Source organism: Sagittula sp. SSi028 (assembly GCF_048553715.1).
GTDB lineage: Bacteria > Pseudomonadota > Alphaproteobacteria > Rhodobacterales > Rhodobacteraceae > Sagittula.
In genome coordinates this window covers 224,521-244,503 of sequence record NZ_JBLZNC010000003.1, presented here as the reverse complement: position 1 = coordinate 244,503, position 19,983 = coordinate 224,521, and the positions used below count along the sequence as shown (strand labels likewise).

General features: G+C 61.0%; 16 protein-coding genes, 1 tRNA gene and 1 pseudogene. 8 read left to right on the top strand and 10 right to left on the bottom strand.

Annotated features, from left to right (window positions below; translation table 11 throughout):
- Positions 1-19: 19 nt before the first annotated feature.
- Genes ACN5AZ_RS07340 through glpD form a run of 6 tightly spaced genes read right to left on the bottom strand, consistent with a single transcriptional unit; the run spans position 20 to position 5,859 of the window.
- On the bottom strand, positions 20-295 hold the full coding sequence (locus ACN5AZ_RS07340; RefSeq protein WP_419428211.1) for a DUF2160 domain-containing protein: 276 nt from the start codon (positions 293-295) through the stop codon (positions 20-22).
- Positions 296-309: 14 nt separating this feature from the next.
- A complete protein-coding gene (locus tag ACN5AZ_RS07335) occupies positions 310-1,173 on the bottom strand; it encodes a carbohydrate ABC transporter permease (RefSeq protein WP_419428210.1) in 864 nt (287 codons plus the stop codon).
- A 1-nt stretch (position 1,174) separates the two neighbouring features.
- Positions 1,175-2,047, bottom strand: coding sequence for a carbohydrate ABC transporter permease (locus ACN5AZ_RS07330; RefSeq protein ID WP_419428209.1), 873 nt, complete (start codon positions 2,045-2,047; stop codon positions 1,175-1,177).
- Positions 2,047-3,123, bottom strand: a complete 1,077-nt coding sequence (locus tag ACN5AZ_RS07325; protein WP_419428208.1) for an ABC transporter ATP-binding protein — start codon at positions 3,121-3,123, stop codon at positions 2,047-2,049. The genes ACN5AZ_RS07330 and ACN5AZ_RS07325 overlap by 1 nt, the downstream gene beginning before the upstream one ends.
- A 10-nt stretch (positions 3,124-3,133) precedes the next feature.
- Positions 3,134-4,222: an ABC transporter ATP-binding protein gene (locus tag ACN5AZ_RS07320; RefSeq protein ID WP_419428207.1), complete on the bottom strand. Its 1,089-nt coding sequence runs from the start codon at positions 4,220-4,222 to the stop codon at positions 3,134-3,136.
- A gap of 50 nt (positions 4,223-4,272) precedes the next feature.
- Complete coding sequence (glpD, locus tag ACN5AZ_RS07315; protein ID WP_419428206.1) at positions 4,273-5,859, bottom strand: glycerol-3-phosphate dehydrogenase; 1,587 nt, start codon at positions 5,857-5,859, stop codon at positions 4,273-4,275.
- 240 nt (positions 5,860-6,099) lie between these two features.
- Between glpD and ACN5AZ_RS07310 the strand changes: the two genes are divergently transcribed.
- Positions 6,100-6,861, top strand: coding sequence for a DeoR/GlpR family DNA-binding transcription regulator (locus tag ACN5AZ_RS07310; RefSeq protein WP_419428205.1), 762 nt, complete (start codon positions 6,100-6,102; stop codon positions 6,859-6,861).
- A gap of 71 nt (positions 6,862-6,932) precedes the next feature.
- On the opposite strand, the gene ilvD is transcribed toward ACN5AZ_RS07310, so the two are convergent.
- The 3 genes from ilvD to ACN5AZ_RS07295 all read right to left on the bottom strand — a co-directional run bounded on the left by ilvD (position 6,933) and on the right by ACN5AZ_RS07295 (position 11,201).
- A complete protein-coding gene (gene ilvD, locus ACN5AZ_RS07305) occupies positions 6,933-8,780 on the bottom strand; it encodes a dihydroxy-acid dehydratase (RefSeq protein ID WP_419428204.1) in 1,848 nt (615 codons plus the stop codon).
- A 119-nt stretch (positions 8,781-8,899) separates the two neighbouring features.
- A complete protein-coding gene (locus tag ACN5AZ_RS07300; RefSeq protein WP_419428203.1) occupies positions 8,900-9,964 on the bottom strand; it encodes a 2Fe-2S iron-sulfur cluster-binding protein in 1,065 nt (354 codons plus the stop codon).
- 4 nt (positions 9,965-9,968) lie between these two features.
- Positions 9,969-11,201 carry an aromatic ring-hydroxylating oxygenase subunit alpha gene (locus ACN5AZ_RS07295; protein WP_419428202.1) on the bottom strand — a complete coding sequence of 411 codons (1,233 nt, stop codon included), beginning with the start codon at positions 11,199-11,201 and terminating at the stop codon, positions 9,969-9,971.
- Between the two features lie 144 nt (positions 11,202-11,345).
- Between ACN5AZ_RS07295 and ACN5AZ_RS07290 the strand changes: the two genes are divergently transcribed.
- Complete coding sequence (locus ACN5AZ_RS07290; RefSeq protein WP_419428201.1) at positions 11,346-12,227, top strand: LysR family transcriptional regulator; 882 nt, start codon at positions 11,346-11,348, stop codon at positions 12,225-12,227.
- Here ACN5AZ_RS07290 and ACN5AZ_RS07285 read toward each other — a convergent pair.
- The gene (locus ACN5AZ_RS07285; protein ID WP_419428200.1) at positions 12,224-12,865 is read right to left on the bottom strand and encodes a TetR/AcrR family transcriptional regulator; all 642 of its coding nucleotides are present in this window, start codon (positions 12,863-12,865) and stop codon (positions 12,224-12,226) included. The genes ACN5AZ_RS07290 and ACN5AZ_RS07285 overlap by 4 nt on opposite strands.
- A gap of 113 nt (positions 12,866-12,978) precedes the next feature.
- On the opposite strand from ACN5AZ_RS07285, the gene ACN5AZ_RS07280 reads away from it, so the two are divergent.
- The 6 genes and pseudogenes from ACN5AZ_RS07280 to ACN5AZ_RS07255 all read left to right on the top strand — a co-directional run bounded on the left by ACN5AZ_RS07280 (position 12,979) and on the right by ACN5AZ_RS07255 (position 19,452).
- A complete protein-coding gene (locus ACN5AZ_RS07280) occupies positions 12,979-15,015 on the top strand; it encodes an FAD-dependent oxidoreductase (RefSeq protein WP_419428199.1) in 2,037 nt (678 codons plus the stop codon).
- 111 nt (positions 15,016-15,126) lie between these two features.
- Complete coding sequence (locus ACN5AZ_RS07275; protein ID WP_419428198.1) at positions 15,127-15,492, top strand: response regulator; 366 nt, start codon at positions 15,127-15,129, stop codon at positions 15,490-15,492.
- A gap of 115 nt (positions 15,493-15,607) precedes the next feature.
- Positions 15,608-16,951 (top strand): EAL domain-containing protein, encoded by a 1,344-nt coding sequence (locus ACN5AZ_RS07270; RefSeq protein WP_419428197.1) that lies wholly within the window; start codon positions 15,608-15,610, stop codon positions 16,949-16,951.
- A 45-nt stretch (positions 16,952-16,996) separates the two neighbouring features.
- Positions 16,997-18,970 carry an ATP-binding protein gene (locus tag ACN5AZ_RS07265; protein ID WP_419428196.1) on the top strand — a complete coding sequence of 658 codons (1,974 nt, stop codon included), beginning with the start codon at positions 16,997-16,999 and terminating at the stop codon, positions 18,968-18,970.
- Positions 18,971-19,133: 163 nt separating this feature from the next.
- Positions 19,134-19,238: pseudogene (locus ACN5AZ_RS07260) on the top strand (IS5/IS1182 family transposase); the annotation flags it as partial.
- Positions 19,239-19,377: 139 nt separating this feature from the next.
- A tRNA-Asn gene (locus ACN5AZ_RS07255) sits at positions 19,378-19,452 on the top strand.
- Positions 19,453-19,983 lie beyond the last annotated feature (531 nt).

The following is a 19,983-nucleotide window of genomic DNA, read 5'->3' as shown; positions in this document are numbered from 1 at the left end:
CGGACGCCCCGTTGGTACGTCACACCCAGCGAAAGACCGCAGCGGCGTAAACGGCGCAGACGGCAAGCGCCCACGGCTGCGTGTCGGGACCAACCAGCCCCAGCCACGCGAGATTGATAAAGGCCGATCCCAGCAGCGTGATAAACAGCCGGTCGCCCCGTGTTGTTTCGATCCGCAGCACGCCGGTACGCGGCGTCTCGGGGAATTTGATCGCAAGGATCGTGAAAAGGATCAGCAGACAGGCGATCACCCCAAAGAAGATCGCGGTCGGCCAGGTCCATGCCATCCAGTCCATTGGTCAGCCCTCCCTTATACCCGGCCCAGGGCAAAGCCCTTGGCGATGTAGTTGCGCACGAAGTAGATCACCAAGGCCCCCGGCACGATGGTCAGGATGCCCGCCGCCGCCAGCACGCCCCAGTCGATGCCGCTCGCCCCTTGGGTGCGGGTCATGATTGCGGCGATGGGTTTGGCGTCCACCGTGGTCAGTGTCCGCGACAGCAGCAGTTCGACCCATGAGAACATGAAGCAGAAGAATGCCGCCACGCCGATGCCGCTTGCGATCAGGGGCATAAAGATCTTCACGAAAAAGCCGCCAAAGGAGTAGCCGTCGATATAGGCGGTCTCGTCGATCTCGCGCGGGACACCGCGCATGAAGCCTTCCAAAATCCAGACCGCCAGCGGCACGTTGAACAGGCAATGCGCCAGCGCCACCGCGATATGCGTGTCGAACAGACCCACGGACGAATACAGCTGAAAGAACGGCAGCGCGAAAACAGCAGGCGGCGCCATGCGGTTGGTCAGCAGCCAGAAGAACAGGTGTTTGTCCCCCATGAACGAATAGCGCGAGAACGCATAGGCCGCAGGCAGCGCCACCGCGAGGCTGATCACCGTGTTCATCACCACATAGATCAGCGAGTTCACGTAGCCCATGTACCACGACGGATCGGTCAGGATCGTCACGTAGTTCTGGAACGTCAGGTTGCGCGGGAACAGCGTGAATTCGTTGAGGATCTCCGTGTTGGTCTTCAGGCTCATGTTGAGCAGCCAGTAGATCGGCACCAGAAGGAACAGCAGGTAGACCGTCATCACGATGGCCGATGTCTTTACCTTGAACCGGCGGCGGGTGTTGGACCCGCCTGCGGTCAGGCTTTCGGGGATGGTGGCATCGGTCATGTCACATGCCCTTTTTGTCGAGGTTGGTCATCACGGTGTAGAACACCCACGAAATCAACAAGATCACCAGGAAGTACATCAGCGAGAACGCCGCCGCCGGTCCAAGGTCGAACTGTCCCAAGGCCATCTTTACAAGGTCGATGGACAGCAGCGTGGTCGCATTGCCGGGGCCACCGCCGGTGACAACGAAGGGCTCTGTGTAGATCATGAAGCTGTCCATGAACCGCAGCAGGATGGCGATCATCAAAACGCCCATCATCTTGGGCAGCTCGATAAAGCGGAAGACCTTCCAGCGGCTGGCCTGATCGATCTTGGCCGCCTGATAATAGGCGTCGGGGATTGATTTCAGACCGGCAAAGGCCAAAAGCGCCACCAGCGAGGTCCAGTGCCAGACATCCATGACGATGATCGTCACCCATGCGTCGAACGTGTCCTGCGTGTAGTTGTAGTCCACTCCGAGCGCATCCAGCACATAGCCCAGCAGGCCGATGTCGACGCGGCCAAAGATCTGCCAGATGGTGCCGACCACGTTCCACGGGATCAGCAGCGGCAACGACATCAGCACCAGACAGAAGGACGACCAGAACCCCGATTTGGGCATGTTCAAGGCCACGTAGATGCCCAGCGGAATCTCGATGGCAAGGATGATGGCCGAGAACATCAACTGCCGTTGCAGCGCGCCCCACATACGGTCGTCCTGCAAAAGCTCTTCGAACCATACAAGGCCCGCCCAGAAGAACTGGTTGTTGCCAAAAGTGTCCTGCACCGAATAGTTCACCACCGTCATCAGCGGGATCACGGCAGAGAAAGCCACGAGGATCAGCACCGGCAGGACAAGGAACCATGCCTTTTGATTGACTGTCTTCTGTTGCATCAGGCCGCCTCCCCTTTGACGCGCCAGTCGTTGGCGTAGATGTTCACATGCGCGGGATCAAAGGTAACGCGGTTCATATCCGCGCTGATCCGGTCGTCTTCGCCTGCGATGATGTTGATGTCATGGCCAAAGAATTCGGCGCGGATGATCTTGTGGCGGCCCACGTCTTCGACGCGGCGCACCTTGACCGGCAGACCTTCGGACTGGCTGAGACGGGCGAATTCGGGGCGCACGCCCAGCTCGACCTTGCCATCCAGCGCGCCATAGCCCTGCGACAGCGCAAGTTCGGTGCCGTCGATATAGGCACGGTTGCCCGACACCTTGGCCGGGATCACGTTCATGCCCGGCGAGCCGATGAAATAGCCGACAAAAGTATGCTCGGGCCGCTCGAACAGCTCTTCGGGCGTGCCGATCTGCACCACGCGCCCGTCGTACATCACCACCACCTTGTCGGCGAAGGTCAGCGCCTCTGTCTGGTCGTGGGTCACGTAGATCATCGTGTGGCCGAAATCATGGTGCAGCTTTTTCAGCTGGGTGCGCAGCTCCCACTTCATATGCGGGTCGATCACGGTCAGCGGCTCGTCGAACAGCAGCGCGTTCACGTCCTTGCGCACCATGCCACGGCCCAGCGAGATCTTTTGCTTTTGATCCGCGCCAAGGCCTTGGGCCTTGCGGTGCAGCATGTCCTCCATCCCGATCATGCGGGCGATTTCCTGAACGCGCTCCGCGACATAGGTTTCATCGCGGCCACGGTTGCGCAGCGGAAAGGCCAGATTGTCGCGCACGGTCATGGTGTCGTAGACCACCGGAAACTGGAACACCTGCGCGATGTTGCGTTCTGCGGTTGGGGCGTGGGTGACATCCTTACCATCAAACAGGATGCGCCCCTGCGACGGCTGCAACAGGCCGGAGATGATGTTGAGCAGCGTGGATTTGCCACAGCCCGACGACCCCAGCAGCGCGTAGGCTTCGCCATCGACCCAGTCGTGGTTCAGCTCCTTGAGCGCGAAATCATCCTCGGAGGTCGGGTTCTTGAGATAGCTGTGCGCAAGGTTGTCTAATGTGATTTTGGCCATTGGTCCCTCCTCACGCCGCCAGCGCGTAGGACGCGGGCGCAACCAGCGTCCCGTCCTCGGCAAAAATGTAGACATGGCGCGGATCGAGATAGACCTTCAGCGCCTCGCCGATGGCCAGATCATGCACCCCGTGCACCAGCCCCACCCAGCGTTCGCCATGGTGGTCGAGGTGGACAAAGGTCTCCGATCCGGTCAGCTCGGTCACGGTCAGCGTTGTGTCAAAGGCGACCGCATCCGCCGCATGTTTGCCAATTTCCAGATGGTTGGGGCGGAAGCCCGCCATGTAGCGCCCGTCGGCCAGACCGGCCAAAGCGCCGGTGGCCGGCGCGCTTTGACCCGCGCCGAACATCAGCTTGCTGCCGGTCTTGGACACAGACAAAAAGTTCATCGGCGGATCAGAGAACACCCGCGCCGTGGTGGCATCGACGGGCTTGCGGTAGACGTCCGGCGTGGGGCCGAATTGCGTCACCCGCCCCTCGTGCAAGGTCGCCACATTGCCGCCCAGCAGCAACGCCTCTTCGGGCTCGGTGGTCGCATAGACAAAGATAGAGCCGGAGGCCTCGAATATCTTGGGGATCTCGACGCGCAGTTCCTCGCGCAGCTTGTAGTCGAGGTTGGCCAGCGGCTCATCCAGCAGCACAAGACCCGCGTTCTTGACCAGCGCGCGTGCCAGCGCGCAGCGCTGTTGCTGCCCGCCCGACAGCTCCAAAGGCTTGCGTTGCAACATGGGCGTCAGCTGCATCAGCTCGGCGGTTTCACGCACGCGGCTGTCGATTTCCTTGGCCGACACGCCCAAGAGCTTCATCGGAGAGGCGATGTTGTCGTAGACTGTCATCGACGGGTAGTTGATGAACTGCTGGTAGACCATCGCCACCTTGCGGTCCTGCACCCGCTGGCCGGTCACATCCTCGCCATTCCAGTGAATGCTGCCAGAAGCGGGCTGGTCCAGCCCAGCCATCAGCCGCATCAGCGACGTCTTGCCAGAGGACGTCGGCCCCAGCAGCACGTTCATGGTGCCTTTTTCCAGCGTCAGGTCGGTGGGGTAGATATGCATCTGCCCCTCGACGCGCTTTGACACGTCTTTCAGTTCCAGAGTCACCCCTGTCCCCCCTTTTGTCTACAGGCGGCTCCGTTCCGCCCGGAAAATCGTTATTCGGCGGCGGTGGCGGCCTTACGCCGCGCTGCCATCCAGTCGTCCAATTCTGCAATCTGATCTTGGCTCAGACGCAGCCCCAACTTGTTACGACGCCACACCACATCCTCGGCGGTGCGGGCATATTCACGATCCATCAGCCAGATGACCTCGGCCTCTGTCAGAGTGGCTCCGAAATCCCGGCCCAGCTCTGCAAGCCCCCCCGCCTGGCCAAGGATCTGGCGGCTCTCGGTGCCATAGGCGCGCACCAGACGCAGGGCGTGGCCCTCGGTCAGGAACGGGTAATCTCGACGCAAGCCGGCAACCAGCGTGGCCACGCCATCGACAGGGAAATCCCCGCCGGGCAAGGGCACACCTGCGGTCCAGGGCTCTGCCACCGTCAGATGCTCGCCGATCTTCTCCAGCGCGCTTTCCGCCAGACGGCGGTAGGTGGTGATCTTGCCGCCAAAGATATTCAACAAGGGCGCCCCTGTGGAGTCGACCTTTAGCGTATAGTCACGGGTGGCGGCGGTGGCGCTGCTGGCCCCGTCGTCATAGAGCGGCCGCACGCCGGAGTAGGTCCAGACCACATCCTCCGCGCCAAGCTGTTGCTTGAAATACTGGTTGGCGAAGTTCAGCAGATAGTCGCGTTCCTCGGGCGTGCATTCGGGCGACACAGACGGGTCATCATGTTCCGCATCCGTGGTGCCGATCAGGGTGAAATCAGTCTCATACGGAATGGCAAAGATGATCCGCCCGTCGGTGCCTTGGAAGAAGTAGCATTTGTCGTGATCGTAAAGCTTTTTGGTCACGATATGCGAGCCGCGCACCAGCCGGACGCCCTCGCGCGAGTTGATGCGCACCTTTGTCTGGATGATGTCGCCGACCCACGGCCCGCCCGCGTTGATCAGCATGCGCGCGTGATGGGTCCGGGTCTCGCCACTGTCGGTATCGCGGGTCTCGACCCGCCAGCGGTCGCCTTCGCGGGTGGCGGACAGCACCTCTGTCCGGGTCATGATCTTGGCGCCGCGCGCCTCTGCGTCGCGGGCGTTCAACACCACCAGCCGCGAATCCTCGACCCAGCAGTCAGAGTATTCATACGCCTTTTCAAAGCGTTCCTGCAGCGGCGCGCCCTCGGCCCCCGCCTTGAGGTCGACCGACGTAGTGCCCGGCAGGATTTTGCGCCCCCCGAGGTGGTCATACATGAACAGGCCCAAACGGATCAGCCACGCAGGGCGCCGCCCCTTCATCCACGGCATGACCATAGACAACAGGTTCGACGTGGGCGTGTTGGATTCAAACCGCATGTCGCGGTGATAGGGCAGCACAAAACGCATCGGCCAAGAGATATGCGGCATGGCGCGCAGCAGGGTTTCCCGCTCGATCAGCGCCTCGCGCACCAGCCGGAATTCGAAGTATTCGAGATAGCGCAAGCCACCGTGGAACAGCTTTGTCGATGAAGAAGAGGTCGCCCAGGCGAGGTCCTTCATCTCAGCCAGAGATACGGACAAACCACGCCCGGCCGCATCCCGGGCAATGCCGCATCCGTTGATGCCGCCACCGATGATGAACAGATCGGTCGTGGTGCTGTCAGTCTGGGCCATGCGGCTCCTCCCCGAACGTAAATGGCTACGGATTTGTGACAAAGACCGCGCGTTTTGGCAATGGCCTATTTTCGTTTATGTTCGTTTTCTGCGGTGCAGCGTCAAAACCGCGCTCAAACGACAAAATTGACAAAGCGGGATTGCGAAAACGCAAAATGACGCGCCTATCCCGTTGATTGCGGACCGCCCTGCCCCCTATGGTGTCGGACACTGCCCGCAGACCACAAGGAAAGACCGCTTATGTCCCAAAGCTTTCGCCACCCCGAAATCCTTGAAATCGCGCGCAGAAATGGCAAAGTCACGGTCGAGGATCTGGCCGAACACTTTGGCGTCACCTTGCAGACCATCCGCCGCGATCTTGCGGATCTGGCCGACAGCGGGCGGCTGGAACGGGTGCATGGCGGGGCGGTTTTACCCTCGGGGACGACGAACATCGGCTACGAGGAGCGGCGCAGCATCAACCCCGATGGCAAGACCGCAATCGCCCGTGCATGTGCAAAACGAATCCCCAATGACATCGCTTTGTTCCTGAACATCGGCACCAGCACCGAAGCGGTGGCGCGTGAATTGCTACATCACACGAATCTCATGGTGGTGACGAACAACATGAATGTGGCCAACATTCTGGTGGCGAATCCCGACTGCGAAATCATCGTGACGGGCGGTGCGCTGCGGCGGTCGGATGGTGGATTGGTCGGCACGCTGGCGGCGGAAACCATCGCCAAGTTCAAATTCGACGTGGCTGTGATCGGCTGTTCCGCGCTGGATCAGGACGGCGATCTGCTGGACTTCGACATTCAGGAAATCAGCGTCAGCCAAGCCATTCTGCGCCAGTCAAGACAAAGCTTTCTGGTCTCCGACCACTCCAAATTCACCCGCTCTGCCCCGGCCAAAATCGCCTCCCTGTCCGAGGTCGACACGTTTTTCACAGACAAGCCTTTGCCGGATGCCGTGGCCAGCCGGTGCGAGGGGTGGGGCACGCAGATCGTTGTGACAGGCTGAGCGCGACAGGTCGCAAAAAAGCCCGCGCAACGGATGTCACGCGGGCCTATGGTGTTCAGCACTCTGGCAGATCAGTTGTTCAATTGATCCACATCGCGCACCGCGCCCTTGGCCGCGGAGGTCGCAAGCGCGGCATAGGCCTTGAGCGCGGTCGACACTTTGCGTGTGCGTTTTTCTTCGGGTTTCCACCCCTTTTCGTCACGGGCCGCACGGCGCGCGGCCAGCGTGGCATCGTCCACCGCCAGATGGATCGAACGATTGGGGATGTCGATCTCGATCTTGTCGCCCTTTTCCACCAACCCGATGGTGCCGCCTTCGGCCGCTTCGGGCGAGACGTGTCCGATGGACAGACCGGAGGTGCCACCCGAAAAGCGGCCATCGGTCAGCAACGCGCAGGCTTTGCCCAGACCTTTGGATTTCAGGTAAGAGGTCGGGTACAGCATTTCCTGCATGCCGGGGCCGCCTTTGGGGCCTTCGTAGCGGATCACCACCACGTCGCCCTCTTTGACCTTGCCGGTCAGAATGTCGCTGACGGCAGTGTCCTGGGATTCGCAGACATGCGCGGTGCCGGTAAATTTCAGGATCGATGCATCCACACCTGCTGTTTTCACGATACAGCCGTCCTGCGCGATATTGCCGAACAGAACCGCCAGACCGCCATCCTGGCTAAAGGCGTGCTCCTTGGACCGGATCACACCGTTTTCACGGTCGGTGTCGAGCTCCTTAAACCGGTTCTCGGTCGAGAACGCCTGCGTCGTGCGCACCCCACCGGGGGCCGCCTTAAACAGGTTTTCCGCTTCGGGGTTGTTGGCCACTTTGATGTCCCACTTAGCAATCGCCTCGCCCATGCTGGACGCATGCACCGTGGCACAGTCGTTGTGCAGCAGGCCCGCGCGGCTGAGCTCACCAAGGATCGAGAAGATGCCACCGGCGCGGTGCACATCCTCCATATGGACATTTTCGATGTTCGGCGCGACCTTGCACAGGCAGGGCACCTTGCGCGACAGCCGGTCGATGTCATCCATGGTAAAGTTCACGCCGCCCTCGGCTGCGATGGCCAGCAGGTGCAGGACCGTGTTGGTCGACCCGCCCATGGCAATGTCCAGCGACATGGCGTTCTCGAAGGCCTCAAAGGTCGCGATCTCGCGCGGAAGCAGACCTTTTTCCTCGTCGTTGTAGTGACGCTTGGTGATCTCGACGATCTTGCGCCCTGCTTCGAGGAACAGCTGTTTGCGGTCTGCGTGGGTCGCCAGCGTCGAGCCGTTGCCCGGCAGCGCAAGGCCCAGCGCCTCGGCCAGACAGTTCATCGAGTTGGCGGTGAACATGCCCGAACACGATCCGCAGGTCGGGCAGGCGTTTTCCTCGATATGCTGCACCTGTTCGTCGGTGTAAGTCTCTGAGGCCGCCGCCACCATGGCATCGACCAGATCGACCTTTTTGACGTCCAGCCCTTCGATGTCGACCTTGCCGGCCTCCATCGGACCGCCGGAGACAAAGATCGCCGGCACGTTCAGGCGCATGGCGGCCATCATCATGCCGGGCGTGATCTTGTCACAGTTCGAGATGCAGACAATCGCGTCGGCGCAGTGGGCGTTGACCATATATTCCACGGAATCGGCAATCACCTCGCGCGAGGGCAGCGAATACAGCATGCCGTCGTGGCCCATGGCGATGCCGTCATCCACGGCGATGGTGTTGAATTCCTTGGCAACCCCGCCTGCGGCCTCGACCTCGCGGGCGACCATCTGGCCCAGATCCTTCAGGTGGACGTGACCGGGCACAAACTGGGTAAAGGAGTTCACGATGGCGATGATCGGCTTGCCGAAATCGCCGTCCGTCATCCCTGTCGCACGCCACAGGCCACGGGCGCCTGCCATGTTGCGGCCATGGGTGCTGGTTCTCGAACGATAGCGCGGCATTGGTTCCCTCCACAAATGCGTCAGGCCCTCATAACGCCTTCGCGCGGGGGATTAAACGAAATTGCGCACGGCTTGCGGCAAACGCATGTTTGCTATGCGTCCGCCTGTCTTTTGCGGTGTCACGCCTCGATGGCCACCTTGCCGATGGGGTTCGAACAGCAGGCCAGAACATAGCCTTCGGCGATTTCATCCTCGGTGATTCCGCCGTTGTGGACCATATGCACCGTGCCTTCGGTCTTGCGCACCTTGCAGGTGCCACACACCCCAAAGGTGCAGCCCGACGGGATCACCAACCCGGCAGAGCGCGCGGCCCCCAGCAAGGTTTCCGTCTCGGCACAGTCGACCACGGCACCAGAGGTCAGGAATTCGACCTGCGCGCGCGCCTCTTCGTCGAGCGTCACATCATCAGGCACCTCGCCGGTTTCGCCCACCGGCGCGTTAAAGCTTTCCTGATGGTAGCGGTCCATGTCAAAGCCCAGACCCGCCAGCGCCTCGCGCACGGCAGTCATGAACGGCTCCGGCCCGCAGCAGAACACTTCGCGTTCCAGATAGTCCGGCGCCACCAGACCCAGCATCAGCTGGTTGAACTGCCCGCGATAGCCGGTCCACGGATGGTAGCGGTCGGTTTGCTCGACCACCCAGGCCAGCTCGATCCCCGTGATGCGCGAGGCCATATGTTCCAGCCGTTCACGAAAGATGATCTCGGACGGGCGGCGCGCGCAGTTGACGAACACAATGTCGGGATCGCGGCCCGCGTCATACATGGCGGTGGTCATCGACATCATCGGGGTGATCCCCGAGCCTGCCGAGATAAACAGATATTTTGGCGAGGGATGGTTGAGATGCGAGAAATGCCCCCCCGGCCCGATCGCTTTCAGGCGCATGCCCGGACGTAGGTTGTCCAGCATCCAGCGCGTCCCCAAGGACCCTTCTTGCGCCTTGACCGTGATGGTCAGCGACGTGGGCCGCGACGGGGCGGAGCTGATGGTGTAGGTGCGGTGCAACGGCCCGCCCGCCACCGGCAGCTCCAGCGTCAGAAACTGTCCCGGCTTGTAGCGAAACAGCGCCCCGGACGGTGCCTGAAAGGTAAAGGTGACCACATTGGGCGTCTCCGGCAGAAAGGAGACGCATTCCAGCGGCTCGTCATCGGACCAGAAGGCCAGCGTCGGCGTCATGGCTGTCATCGCATCACTCCGCCGCGACCGCACGCGGCCCCATGCCACGCTGCAGGGTTTTGACGTACCAATCGACAAACTGGACCACACCATCCTCCATCACCGGGCTGTAGGGACCGGGTGTATATGCGGGAGAGTTGATGCCCAGCTGGTTGTCCTCGACGATCTGGCGGTCCTCGTCATTGGTGGCCAGCCAGACCTCTGTCAGCCGTTGGATGTCGTAATCAACCCCTTCAACCGCGTCCTTGTCCACCAGCCAAGTGGTGGTCACCTCTGTTTCCTGCGGCCCGATGGGGGTGACGCGGAAGGTCAGCGAGATGTCCGGCAGAAAGTGGTTCCACGTCGAGGGGTAGTGGAATTTCAGCAAGGTCCCTGCATCGGGCACGCTGACCCGCCCGAGGAACCGCTTTGACGCGGGCTGCAGGTCCATTGTGTAGGACAGCGCGCGCTCTTGCAGCGGCATGCGCGCCAGCCGGTATTGCCCCGCGTAACCCGCCATCACAAAGCGCGACGGCGCGCCGGCGGCTTCGCATTTGTCGAAATGGCTTTGCAGTTGCGGCGGCGTCTCGCCATCGGCGGACACACCTGCGACCGCAGGGTCCAGCGGGAAGGACCGGCACAACGCGGGGTGCGTGCCCGCGCAATGGTAACATTCGCGGTTGTTCTCCCAGACCAGCTTCCAGTTGCCCTTTTCGATGATGGACGACTGGTAGGCCACCTTGGCCCGATCCAGATCATGCACCGCAAGATAGGGGCGCGCGGTGTCCGCAAAACTGTCGAAATCCGGCGCATCCTCGGCCAGACAGATATAGATCAGCCCCGCCAGATCGCGCACATGCACCGGTTTGAGGCTGTGTTGGCTGGGGTCGAAATCCGGCCCCATGTCACGCGCCCAGATCAGCCGCCCATCCAGATCGTAGGTCCACTGATGGTAGGGGCAGGTCAGCTTGGCCACCGCGCCCTCGCGCGCTTTGCACAGCACCGATCCACGGTGACGGCAGGAATTGTGAAAGCCGCGGATCTCACCATCCGCGCCGCGCACCAGAACCACGTTATACGCGCCGATCTGCACCCGCGCGTAAGCCCCTGTTTTCGTCAGCTGGCAGGCGGGAATGGCAAACTGCCACTCGCGGTAAAAGATCGTCTCGAGATCCTGCGCATAGATTTCAGGATCGGTGTAGAAGGCGCGGTCCAGCGAATGGCCGGGCATGTGCTGCGCCAGCAGGTCGGACAGATCAAGGGGCATGGCAAGAACCTCATGCGGGAAAACTAATCTTATGCCTTGCGTGACAGCGTGAATATGCGCCTATCAATGGCAATAATTCTCACCTTGAGTTAGATTTTTTAAACTCAGACCAATATCGACCTGCCCCCGACCAAAAGCGACACAATGCCCCGACATTATGACCTGCCTTCGCTGAATGCCCTGCTATGTTTTGAGGCAGCGGCGCGGAATCTCAGCTTCAAAAGTGCCGCGACCGAGCTGAATGTGACCCCCGCTGCGGTCAGCCATCAGATCAAGCGAGTCGAATCCGATCTTGGCTGCCCGCTGTTTCGCCGCCAGCATCGCGGGGTCGAGCTGACCGAAGCTGGGGCCTATCTGTTTGTCGCCCTGCAACGCGGCTTTGAAGGCATGGCAGAGGCGGTGCGGGACGTGCGCACCACGGGCGATGCTCGGGACGTGGTGGTGCACACCACCACCGCCGTCAGCGCCTACTGGCTGACGCCGCAGCTGACCGCCTTTTGGAAGGTGCGCCCCGAGATTATCGTCTCGCAACTGGTCAGCGACACCGCCACCCCTGCAGGGCGCGCCGATCTGAGCATTCACTACGGCCCCACTCCGGAGGAGGGCACAGGCCACCTGCCGCTGTTCACCGACCACATCCTGCCCCTGGGCACGGCTGACTTCGCGCGCAGGCACCCCCTGCGCGGCCCCGATGATTTGCGCCATCTGCCGCTGATCCATGTGGTGGCCGACGGGCTGGACTGGACCGGCTGGGCGGAGTGGTTCGCCCATTTCGGGCTGCCCGCGCCCAGCGCGCGGGGCATCGTGGTCAACAATCACATGATCGCGCTGCAGCTCGCGCGCGACGGGGTGGGCGCTGTGCTGGGCTGGACCGGATTGATCCAGAAGCTCATCGACGATGAGACCCTTTGCCCGTTGGTCGCGCAGCGCATGCCCTCACCCCAAAGCTTTTATCTGCACACCCACGCCAAGGCTTCGCGCGAGGCGTTGGTGTTTCGCGACTGGCTGGCGGCCTCCCTGCCCTAAGGCCCGCCCCCTGCCCCGCCGTGGCGTGCATGAAACCGCGCCAGATCGGCGACACTGGGCGGCTGCCCCGCAAAGGTCTGCACATAGGCGGGGATACGCGCCATGCGATCGGCCAGTGTTTCCTCTGTCTGCAAGGCGATATAGCCGATCTGCACCAGATAGATGGTCCGCGCGCGCACGTCTGCCTCGCCCGCGTCGAACCCGAACCTGAGAAACATCTCGCGGATTGCCGCCAGCCGCCGGTCGTCTGCGGCGCTGACACGCGCCGCCACCTGTGCATCACGATGCGCCCAGCCGCGCACCGCCATGTCGTAGCGCGGCGAAAACCCCTGCGCATCCAGAAACACGCTGATGACGTTCAACACCGCCTCGGGGATCGTGGCCGCATAGGCCGCCGCCGCCGAAACAAGCGCCTGCGTGTTCGCGGCCTCCCAGTCGTCCTGCAAGGCCTGAAGCAGCGCGGCGCGGTCTTTGAAAAACCAGTAAAAGCTGGTGCGCGACAGCCCCAATCCCGTGGCGAGCGGCTGCACCTTCACCGCGTCGATCCCGTGGTCGATCAGGGCCGCCCGCGCCGCATCCAGCCAGACCTCTCGTGATCCGCGCCAGCCTGTCTGATCCTGAATATCCTGCTGCGTCATGACGCCATTCTAGGCAGACCTGCCCCGCGCAACAAGCATAACGGTCACTCATGACGTTTTAATTGACAGGTATGTACATTTCTGGAATCGCTGGCACAGCAAGGGAGCCCGCCATGACCAACGATCCGCTTCTCCAGCCCTATCAACTGAAACATCTGACCCTGAAAAACCGGCTGATGATCACCTCGCATGAACCCGCCTACCCCGAGGACGGCATGCCCAAGGATCGCTACCGCGCCTATCACGTCGAACGCGCCCGTGCCGGGGTTGCGCTGACAATGACCGCCGGATCGGCCAGCGTGTCGCGCGACAGCCCGCCGGTGTTCAACAACATCCTTGCATGGAAGGACGAGGTCATCGGCTGGATGAAACAGCTCACCGACGAATGCCACGATCATGGCTGTGCGGTGATGATCCAGTTGACGCATCTGGGCCGCCGCACCCGTTGGGACAAGGCAGACTGGCTGCCCGTTGTGTCAGCCAGCCACCGCCGCGAACCCTCGCACAAGGCGTTTCCCAAACAGGCGGAAGACTGGGACATCGCGCGCATCATCTCCGATTACGCCGATGCGGCAGAGCGGATGCAGGCCGCGGGCCTCGACGGGATCGAGCTGCAGGCCTACGGCCATTTGATGGATCAGTTCTGGTCGCCCCTGACCAACACGTTAGAGGGGCCCTATGGCGGTGATCTGGACAACCGCCTGCGCTTCACCTTTGATATCCTGTCCGAGATCCGCAAACGCTGTGGCGCGGATTTCATTGTCGGGCTGCGCTATACGGCGGATGAGGATCTGCCGGGCGGGCTGACCCGCGCCGACGGGCTGGAGATTTCGCGCAAGCTCAAGGCCAGCGGCATGGTCGATTTTCTCAACGTCATTCGCGGCCATATCGACACCGACGCCGGTTTGACGGATGTGATCCCTGTGCAAGGCATGCGGTCCGCGCCACATCTGGATTTCGCCGGCGATGTTCGCGCAGAAACCCAGATCCCCACGTTTCACGCCGCCAAGATACAGGATGTCGCCACCGCACGGCACGCCATTGCCAGCGGCAAACTCGACATGGTGGGCATGACCCGCGCCCATATGGCCGACCCCCATATCGTGGCAAAGATCGCGCGCGGCCAAGAGGACCGCATCCGCCCCTGCGTAGGCGCAAACTACTGTCTCGACCGGATCTATCAGGGCGGCATGGCGCTGTGCCTGCACAACCCGTCCACCGGGCGCGAGCTGGAACAGCCCCACGACATTGCGCCAGCCGACGTCCGCAAAACTGTGATGGTCATCGGCGCAGGTCCCGCCGGGCTAGAGGCCGCCCGCGTCTGCGCCCTGCGCGGGCATCACGTCACCGTCCACGAGGCGGCGAATGATCCCGGCGGGCAAGTGCGGCTGACCGCGCAAACCCCGCGACGCGCCGAGATGATGCAGCTTGTCCAGTGGCGCTTTGCCGAATGCGAACGCTTGGGCGTCCGGTTTCATTTTAACAGCTACGCCGAGCCCGAGACTGTCACCACGTCCGATGCAGAGGTGGTGATCGTGGCCACCGGCGGGTTGCCCCACACGGAGACCATCGGTGAGGGCGCGGCGCTGGCCGTCTCCGCTTGGGACATTCTGTCAGGCGATGCGGCGGCGGGCTCTGACGTCTTGATCTTTGACGACGCGGGCGATTACGCGGCGCTGCAAGCGGCAGAAAAGCTCGCCGCGACCGGTGCGCGGGTCGAGATCGTCACCCGCGACCGCGAGATCTCCTCGGAAGTGATGGCCATGTCGCTGACCCCGGCCATGCGGGCACTGCAAGCGCAGGATGTGACCTTTACCGTAACGTGGAAGCTTGATGCGCTGCGGCGTGACGGGAACGGGCTGGTTGCCACGCTGGGCAGTGACTATGGCGGTGTACAGCGGGAACGCCGCGTCGATCAGGTTGTGATCAACGCAGGCACACGCCCGCTGGATGATCTGTATTTCGACCTGCGCGACGGTTCGGTGAACGGCGGCGCGGTGGATTACGACGCCCTGATTGCCGGAGCGCCGCAGGCGGTGCGCGAAAACCCCGACGGCCGTTATACACTTTACCGCATTGGCGATGCCGTGGCCGCGCGCAACACGCATGCCGCAATCTATGATGCCTTGCGGCTGTGCCGGACGCTGTGATGAATGAACGAAAGATCGCCTTTACCTGACATTCACCAGTTAACGCGAAAAGCCATCGGGACTTGCATGAACCGTGGCACAGTCGACCCACACCCAGCCTCGGGAGGTGGCATGACACACGTATTGCTTGTCGACGACGAACCCCTGTTATGTGACGAATTGGCCGATGGTCTGGAGCTGGAGGGGTTCGAGGTCCACGCCGAACACACGGTTCCTGATGCGCTGAACGCGCTGGCAGCAAGCTCCTATGACGCGGTCATCACCGATCTGAAAATGCCCAAGATGGGCGGCATGGACCTGATCCGTGCTTTGGGGCAGCGGTCTTTTGACGGTGTGATCATCGTCCTCTCGGGCCATGGCGCGGAACGCTCGCGCACCGATGCGCTGGCAGCAGGCGCGCGCGCCTGCCTGTCCAAACCTGTCGATGTGGATGAGGTGGTGACACTTTTGTCGCAGCATCTGCCCCCGTCAAATTAACGATGTCCCCGCAGTGCCGCAATTCGCCTTGGAATGAACACCTCGGCGAAACGCCCTCGTAAGACGCGCGCTTTAGCCTGATCCGGATTTTTTCACGCCCGAGGAAGGAGCCGCCATGATCGACGCGTCCAACACCGCCCTGCGTGACAGCGGCACCATCCTGCTTGTCGACGACGATCACGTCGCTCTTGAAGAGTTGCAGGACATCACCACGCTCGAAGGGTGGTCCAGCCTGACCGCTGCGTCGGTGGACGATGCCCTGGACCGTCTGGCAGATACGCCAGACATAAACGTGGTGGTCACTGACGTGCACTTTGGCGGCACTGATGGCAACACCGCCAACGGGTTACAGCTGATTTCGCGCGCACAGGCGCGGTTTCCCGATCGCGGTCTGTCTTATGTCGTGCTCAGCGGCGACCCCAATGCGCTGTCCTCCTCCGTTCAGACGGGCGCCGTGGATTTTCTTAACAAACCGCTTGATGGGGATGAACTGGTCGCCGCGATCAAGGCCGCCCGCGCCAACGGCGGGCGCGAGCGCACAGTGTCCGAGCTGACCGCCTTTCTGCTGTCGAAAATGCAGAAAACCGCGAATGCCCTGAAACAGGCCAACGAGGATCTTGAGCAGTTCAGCGCCAAGGAACAGGACCGAAAGGTCACAGATAACAAACGTGTCAAAGCGACGATGATCCGGCAAGCGCTGCACAACGGCCATCTTCTGCCCTGGCTGCAGCCGCAAATTGACCTCAGCAACGGGCGTGTCTGCGGCTTTGACAGCGTTCCCATGTGGATAGATGCAGACGGCGCAACCAAGGACGCCGGCAGCATCATGGCCTTCGCATCCGAGGCCGGCATTCAGGCCGAAGTCGACGGTGCCATCCGGTCTGCCGCCATCCGCGCCATCAGCTATTTCACCCGCGTGGGCCTGCCGGAATGTGCCGTGTCCTTGCACGTTTCAAAGGACCAGCTTCGCAAACCCGGTCTGGTCGTCGCGGCCGTGCAGGAAGCCGTGGAAAACGGGCTGGCCCCGGAATCCCTGTGTTTTGAAATGCCTGAAGATCTTGACCTAAGCGTTTCCGGCGCGGAACACATCCGGGCGAACCTGTCGGACATGCCAAACCGTGTGTTGCGCCTGAACATGCAAAGCAATGGTGGGCTGCATGGGGTGTCCGCGCTTAAAGGGTTCGAGTTGGACCAGATCAAGCTGGACCTGACGGGATGTGCCGACTTTGCCAACAGTCGCGAACATCAGGCGGGAACACGCGCCCTGATCGGCCTCGCCCGCGCCATGGGGGTCGAGGTGATCGCCAGCGGCATCAAGTCCACGGCCGAGCAGAACTGGCTGCGCAACAATGGCTGCGCCATCGGCCAAGGCCGCCATGTGGGGGAACCGATGGCCGTGGATGATGCGCTGGCCTGGGCGCATGCCAACCTCAACCCGCCCCTGCCGCGCAAAGCCTGACGACAGCGCAAGCGCAGAAGCAGAAGACACACCGGACCACCAAGCATGTCATTTCGATTGAAAACAGTGTTGGGGATCACCCTGATCCAGATGACCGTTCTGGCGGTCCTGGTCATGTTGAATTACGTCTCGCTCGCCAGCGCGACGTCTCGGCACTTTTACGAACGCGCCGAAACGATGGGGCATATATTTGGCCACGCAATAGCCGGCGCCCTGGCCACGCAAGACCTCTATACCATTGATGCCGCGATGGAATCCGCAATGCTGGCCGAGGACATGGCCTACGCAAGAATTCGGGATCACACCGGGCGCATCCTGTCCACGGCGGGCGATCCGGCATCCCTGGCGCAAGATCGAAAACATGATGCCAGCTTCGACGATGCCTTACAGGACCACTATCTCGATATCGTGCATCCTATTCTTGAGAATGGCGCATACCTTGGTACCGTTGAGCTCGGGCTCAGCACAGCACGTATCGAAGCCCACCTTCTAACTGCCTTGCGGCGCAGTCTGACACTCGCGCTTCTCGGCGGGGTGCTGGCGGCGGGCTTTGGCTATGGACTTGGCACTTTGCTGACGCGCCAGACCCGTGATCTGCGCGAGGGGGCGCGCGCCCTTACAGCAGGCAACCTAAGCCACCGCGTGCCGGTCTACGGCAAGGATGAGCTGGCAGAGGCCGCAGTCAGTTTCAACGAAATGGCCGAAGCGACAACTGCCGCCATTGACGAAATCAAAAGACAACGCGACACCGCGCTAGAGCGTAAGGCAAGGATCGGCGTGATCCTGACCTACATGAGCGCAATCGCCAGCGGCAAAGAGATCGCGCATATTCCCGACACCGAAAGGGAGGACGAAATCGGCGATCTGGCGCGGGCCACAGTTGTTCTAAGGCAGGCCATGGAGACCGCTGAAAAAGCCCACCGCGAGCAAAACCACCTGATCCAAGCTTTCAATCAGGTCAATGAACAAGTGGCTATCTTCGACACCCACGGGCAGGTTATCTTTGTAAACTCGGCCTTCCGGCAAGCGAACGCCCCCGTTCTTTCTGCCCTGCCCGATAGATTTACGCGTGAAGACTTTCTGAGAAAGGGCTGTGAACTTGGCCACTTCGGGAACATCGAAGACATAGATGCTTGGGTAGAGGCGCAAAGCTACACGCGCACCGGTGCACCGCGCGAGTTCCGTAACAATGTCGGGCAAATCCTACTGATCAGTCACACTTGGATTGAGGATGTCGGCCTCGTCGTGTCGGCCAAGGACGTGACAGAGCTGCGCAAATCCGAACACCAGCTTTTGCAATCATCGAAAATGGCCACGCTGGGCGAGATGGCAACCGGAATTGCACACGAGCTCAATCAGCCGCTGGGCGTGATTCGTATGGCCGCGTCAAACAGCATCAAACGGATCGACCGCGACATGGCGGAGCCCGATAAACTCCGCGAAAAATTCGTTCGCGTCGCCGAACAAACAGAGCGGGCCGCCCAAATCATCAACCAACTGCGCGTGTTCGGACGCAAAGCCAACGGTCGCCGTGAACTTATTGATTTGAACGCCTCTTTGAGCGAAATCGCGGCGCTCGCCCGCATGCAGTTGCACACGCTCGACATTGCTCTAACTGTCGATCATCCCTCCGAGACTGGGTTTTGTCTTGGCGAAAAGGTCCTGTTTGAGCAGGTTTTGCTTAACCTGATCAGCAACGCTGCTGACGCGATCGAACAATCGCAGGCCGAAAATCGCTCGATACACGTTTTGGCGGCCTATTCAGCTGAAGATGGTCAAAACAGAATTACTGTCACGGACACCGGAACAGGCATCCCGGAACACGTCTTGGACAAGCTGTTCGATCCGTTTTTCACAACCAAAGACCCCGGCAAGGGCACAGGGCTTGGCCTGTCGATAAGCTTCAGCACGATCCGCGATATGGGTGGACAAATCAGCGCGACGAACACCCAATCCGGCGCTTGCTTTCAGATTACACTCCCGTCTGCAAAAGATGAACGGAACACTCTCGCAAGCTAGATACAACCGCGACCGCCACGCACCAATTATAGAATTCAATGCTTAAATTCAGCAATAGCGGCACTTGAAACGTAAGCGCCAGCCGCTGCATAGCGCTTTAGGTTCAGGACCCATGAATGTGGTTGGGCGTTCATGATCCGCCCCTCGAAAATGAGCGGTGGCCATGTCTGATCTTTTCTGGTTGAGCGATGCTCAAATGGCGCGTCTTGGGCCTTACTTTCCAAAGGCACACGGTAAACCCGAAGTCGATGACCGGAGAGCTTCTTCTCGGCGATCGCACTCGCCGCAATGGTCATCTTCTGCCTGTGGGGCGGAATGCATCCTGAGCCTAGCCCGAAAATTTTCGCAAATTCTTCGACACCCCCTCTAGACGCCCCTGACAGCTGTGGCTATACACCGCGCACCGTTCCGGCGTAGCTCAGCGGTAGAGCAGTTGACTGTTAATCAATTGGTCGTAGGTTCGATCCCTACCGCCGGAGCCATATTCACCGCAAGCCTTTGAGTTTACTGAGAATGCCACTTCGGCACCTCAGACTGTGGCATACGGGTGTTCCATACGGAACCTAGCCAGCTGCGTTAGCTCGCGTCCTAGAGGAAAGCTGACAATGCAGAAGCAGGCTCACATCTTCAAACGCGGGCAATCGCGAACTACTTGTTCCCGCTCTACGCAAGCTGCACAGGCTTGGTGCGATTGACTTGGCCATTCGAAACGCCCGTCCGAAAGTCTGCGTCGGAATGATCTAACCTGACGGTCATTCCGAGCTTCTTCAGGTGCAAGATCGCGATGTCGATCCTGGCGCCGGATTCAACGCGCAAAGCAGTCAAAGCACGCTCGTCCCGTCCCGTGTGACGAACCGCACTCTCGAAATTTGCTATCAGGTGGACATTAGTTAACGCGAACCATGGCCGTGCGATGTCTATCATCTCTGAGGCCTTCGCCACCGCTGCGGGGGCTGTAACGAGCATACTGATAACCCTCCGCTATCGTTAGTTAAAAGGACAAGAATGCCTGA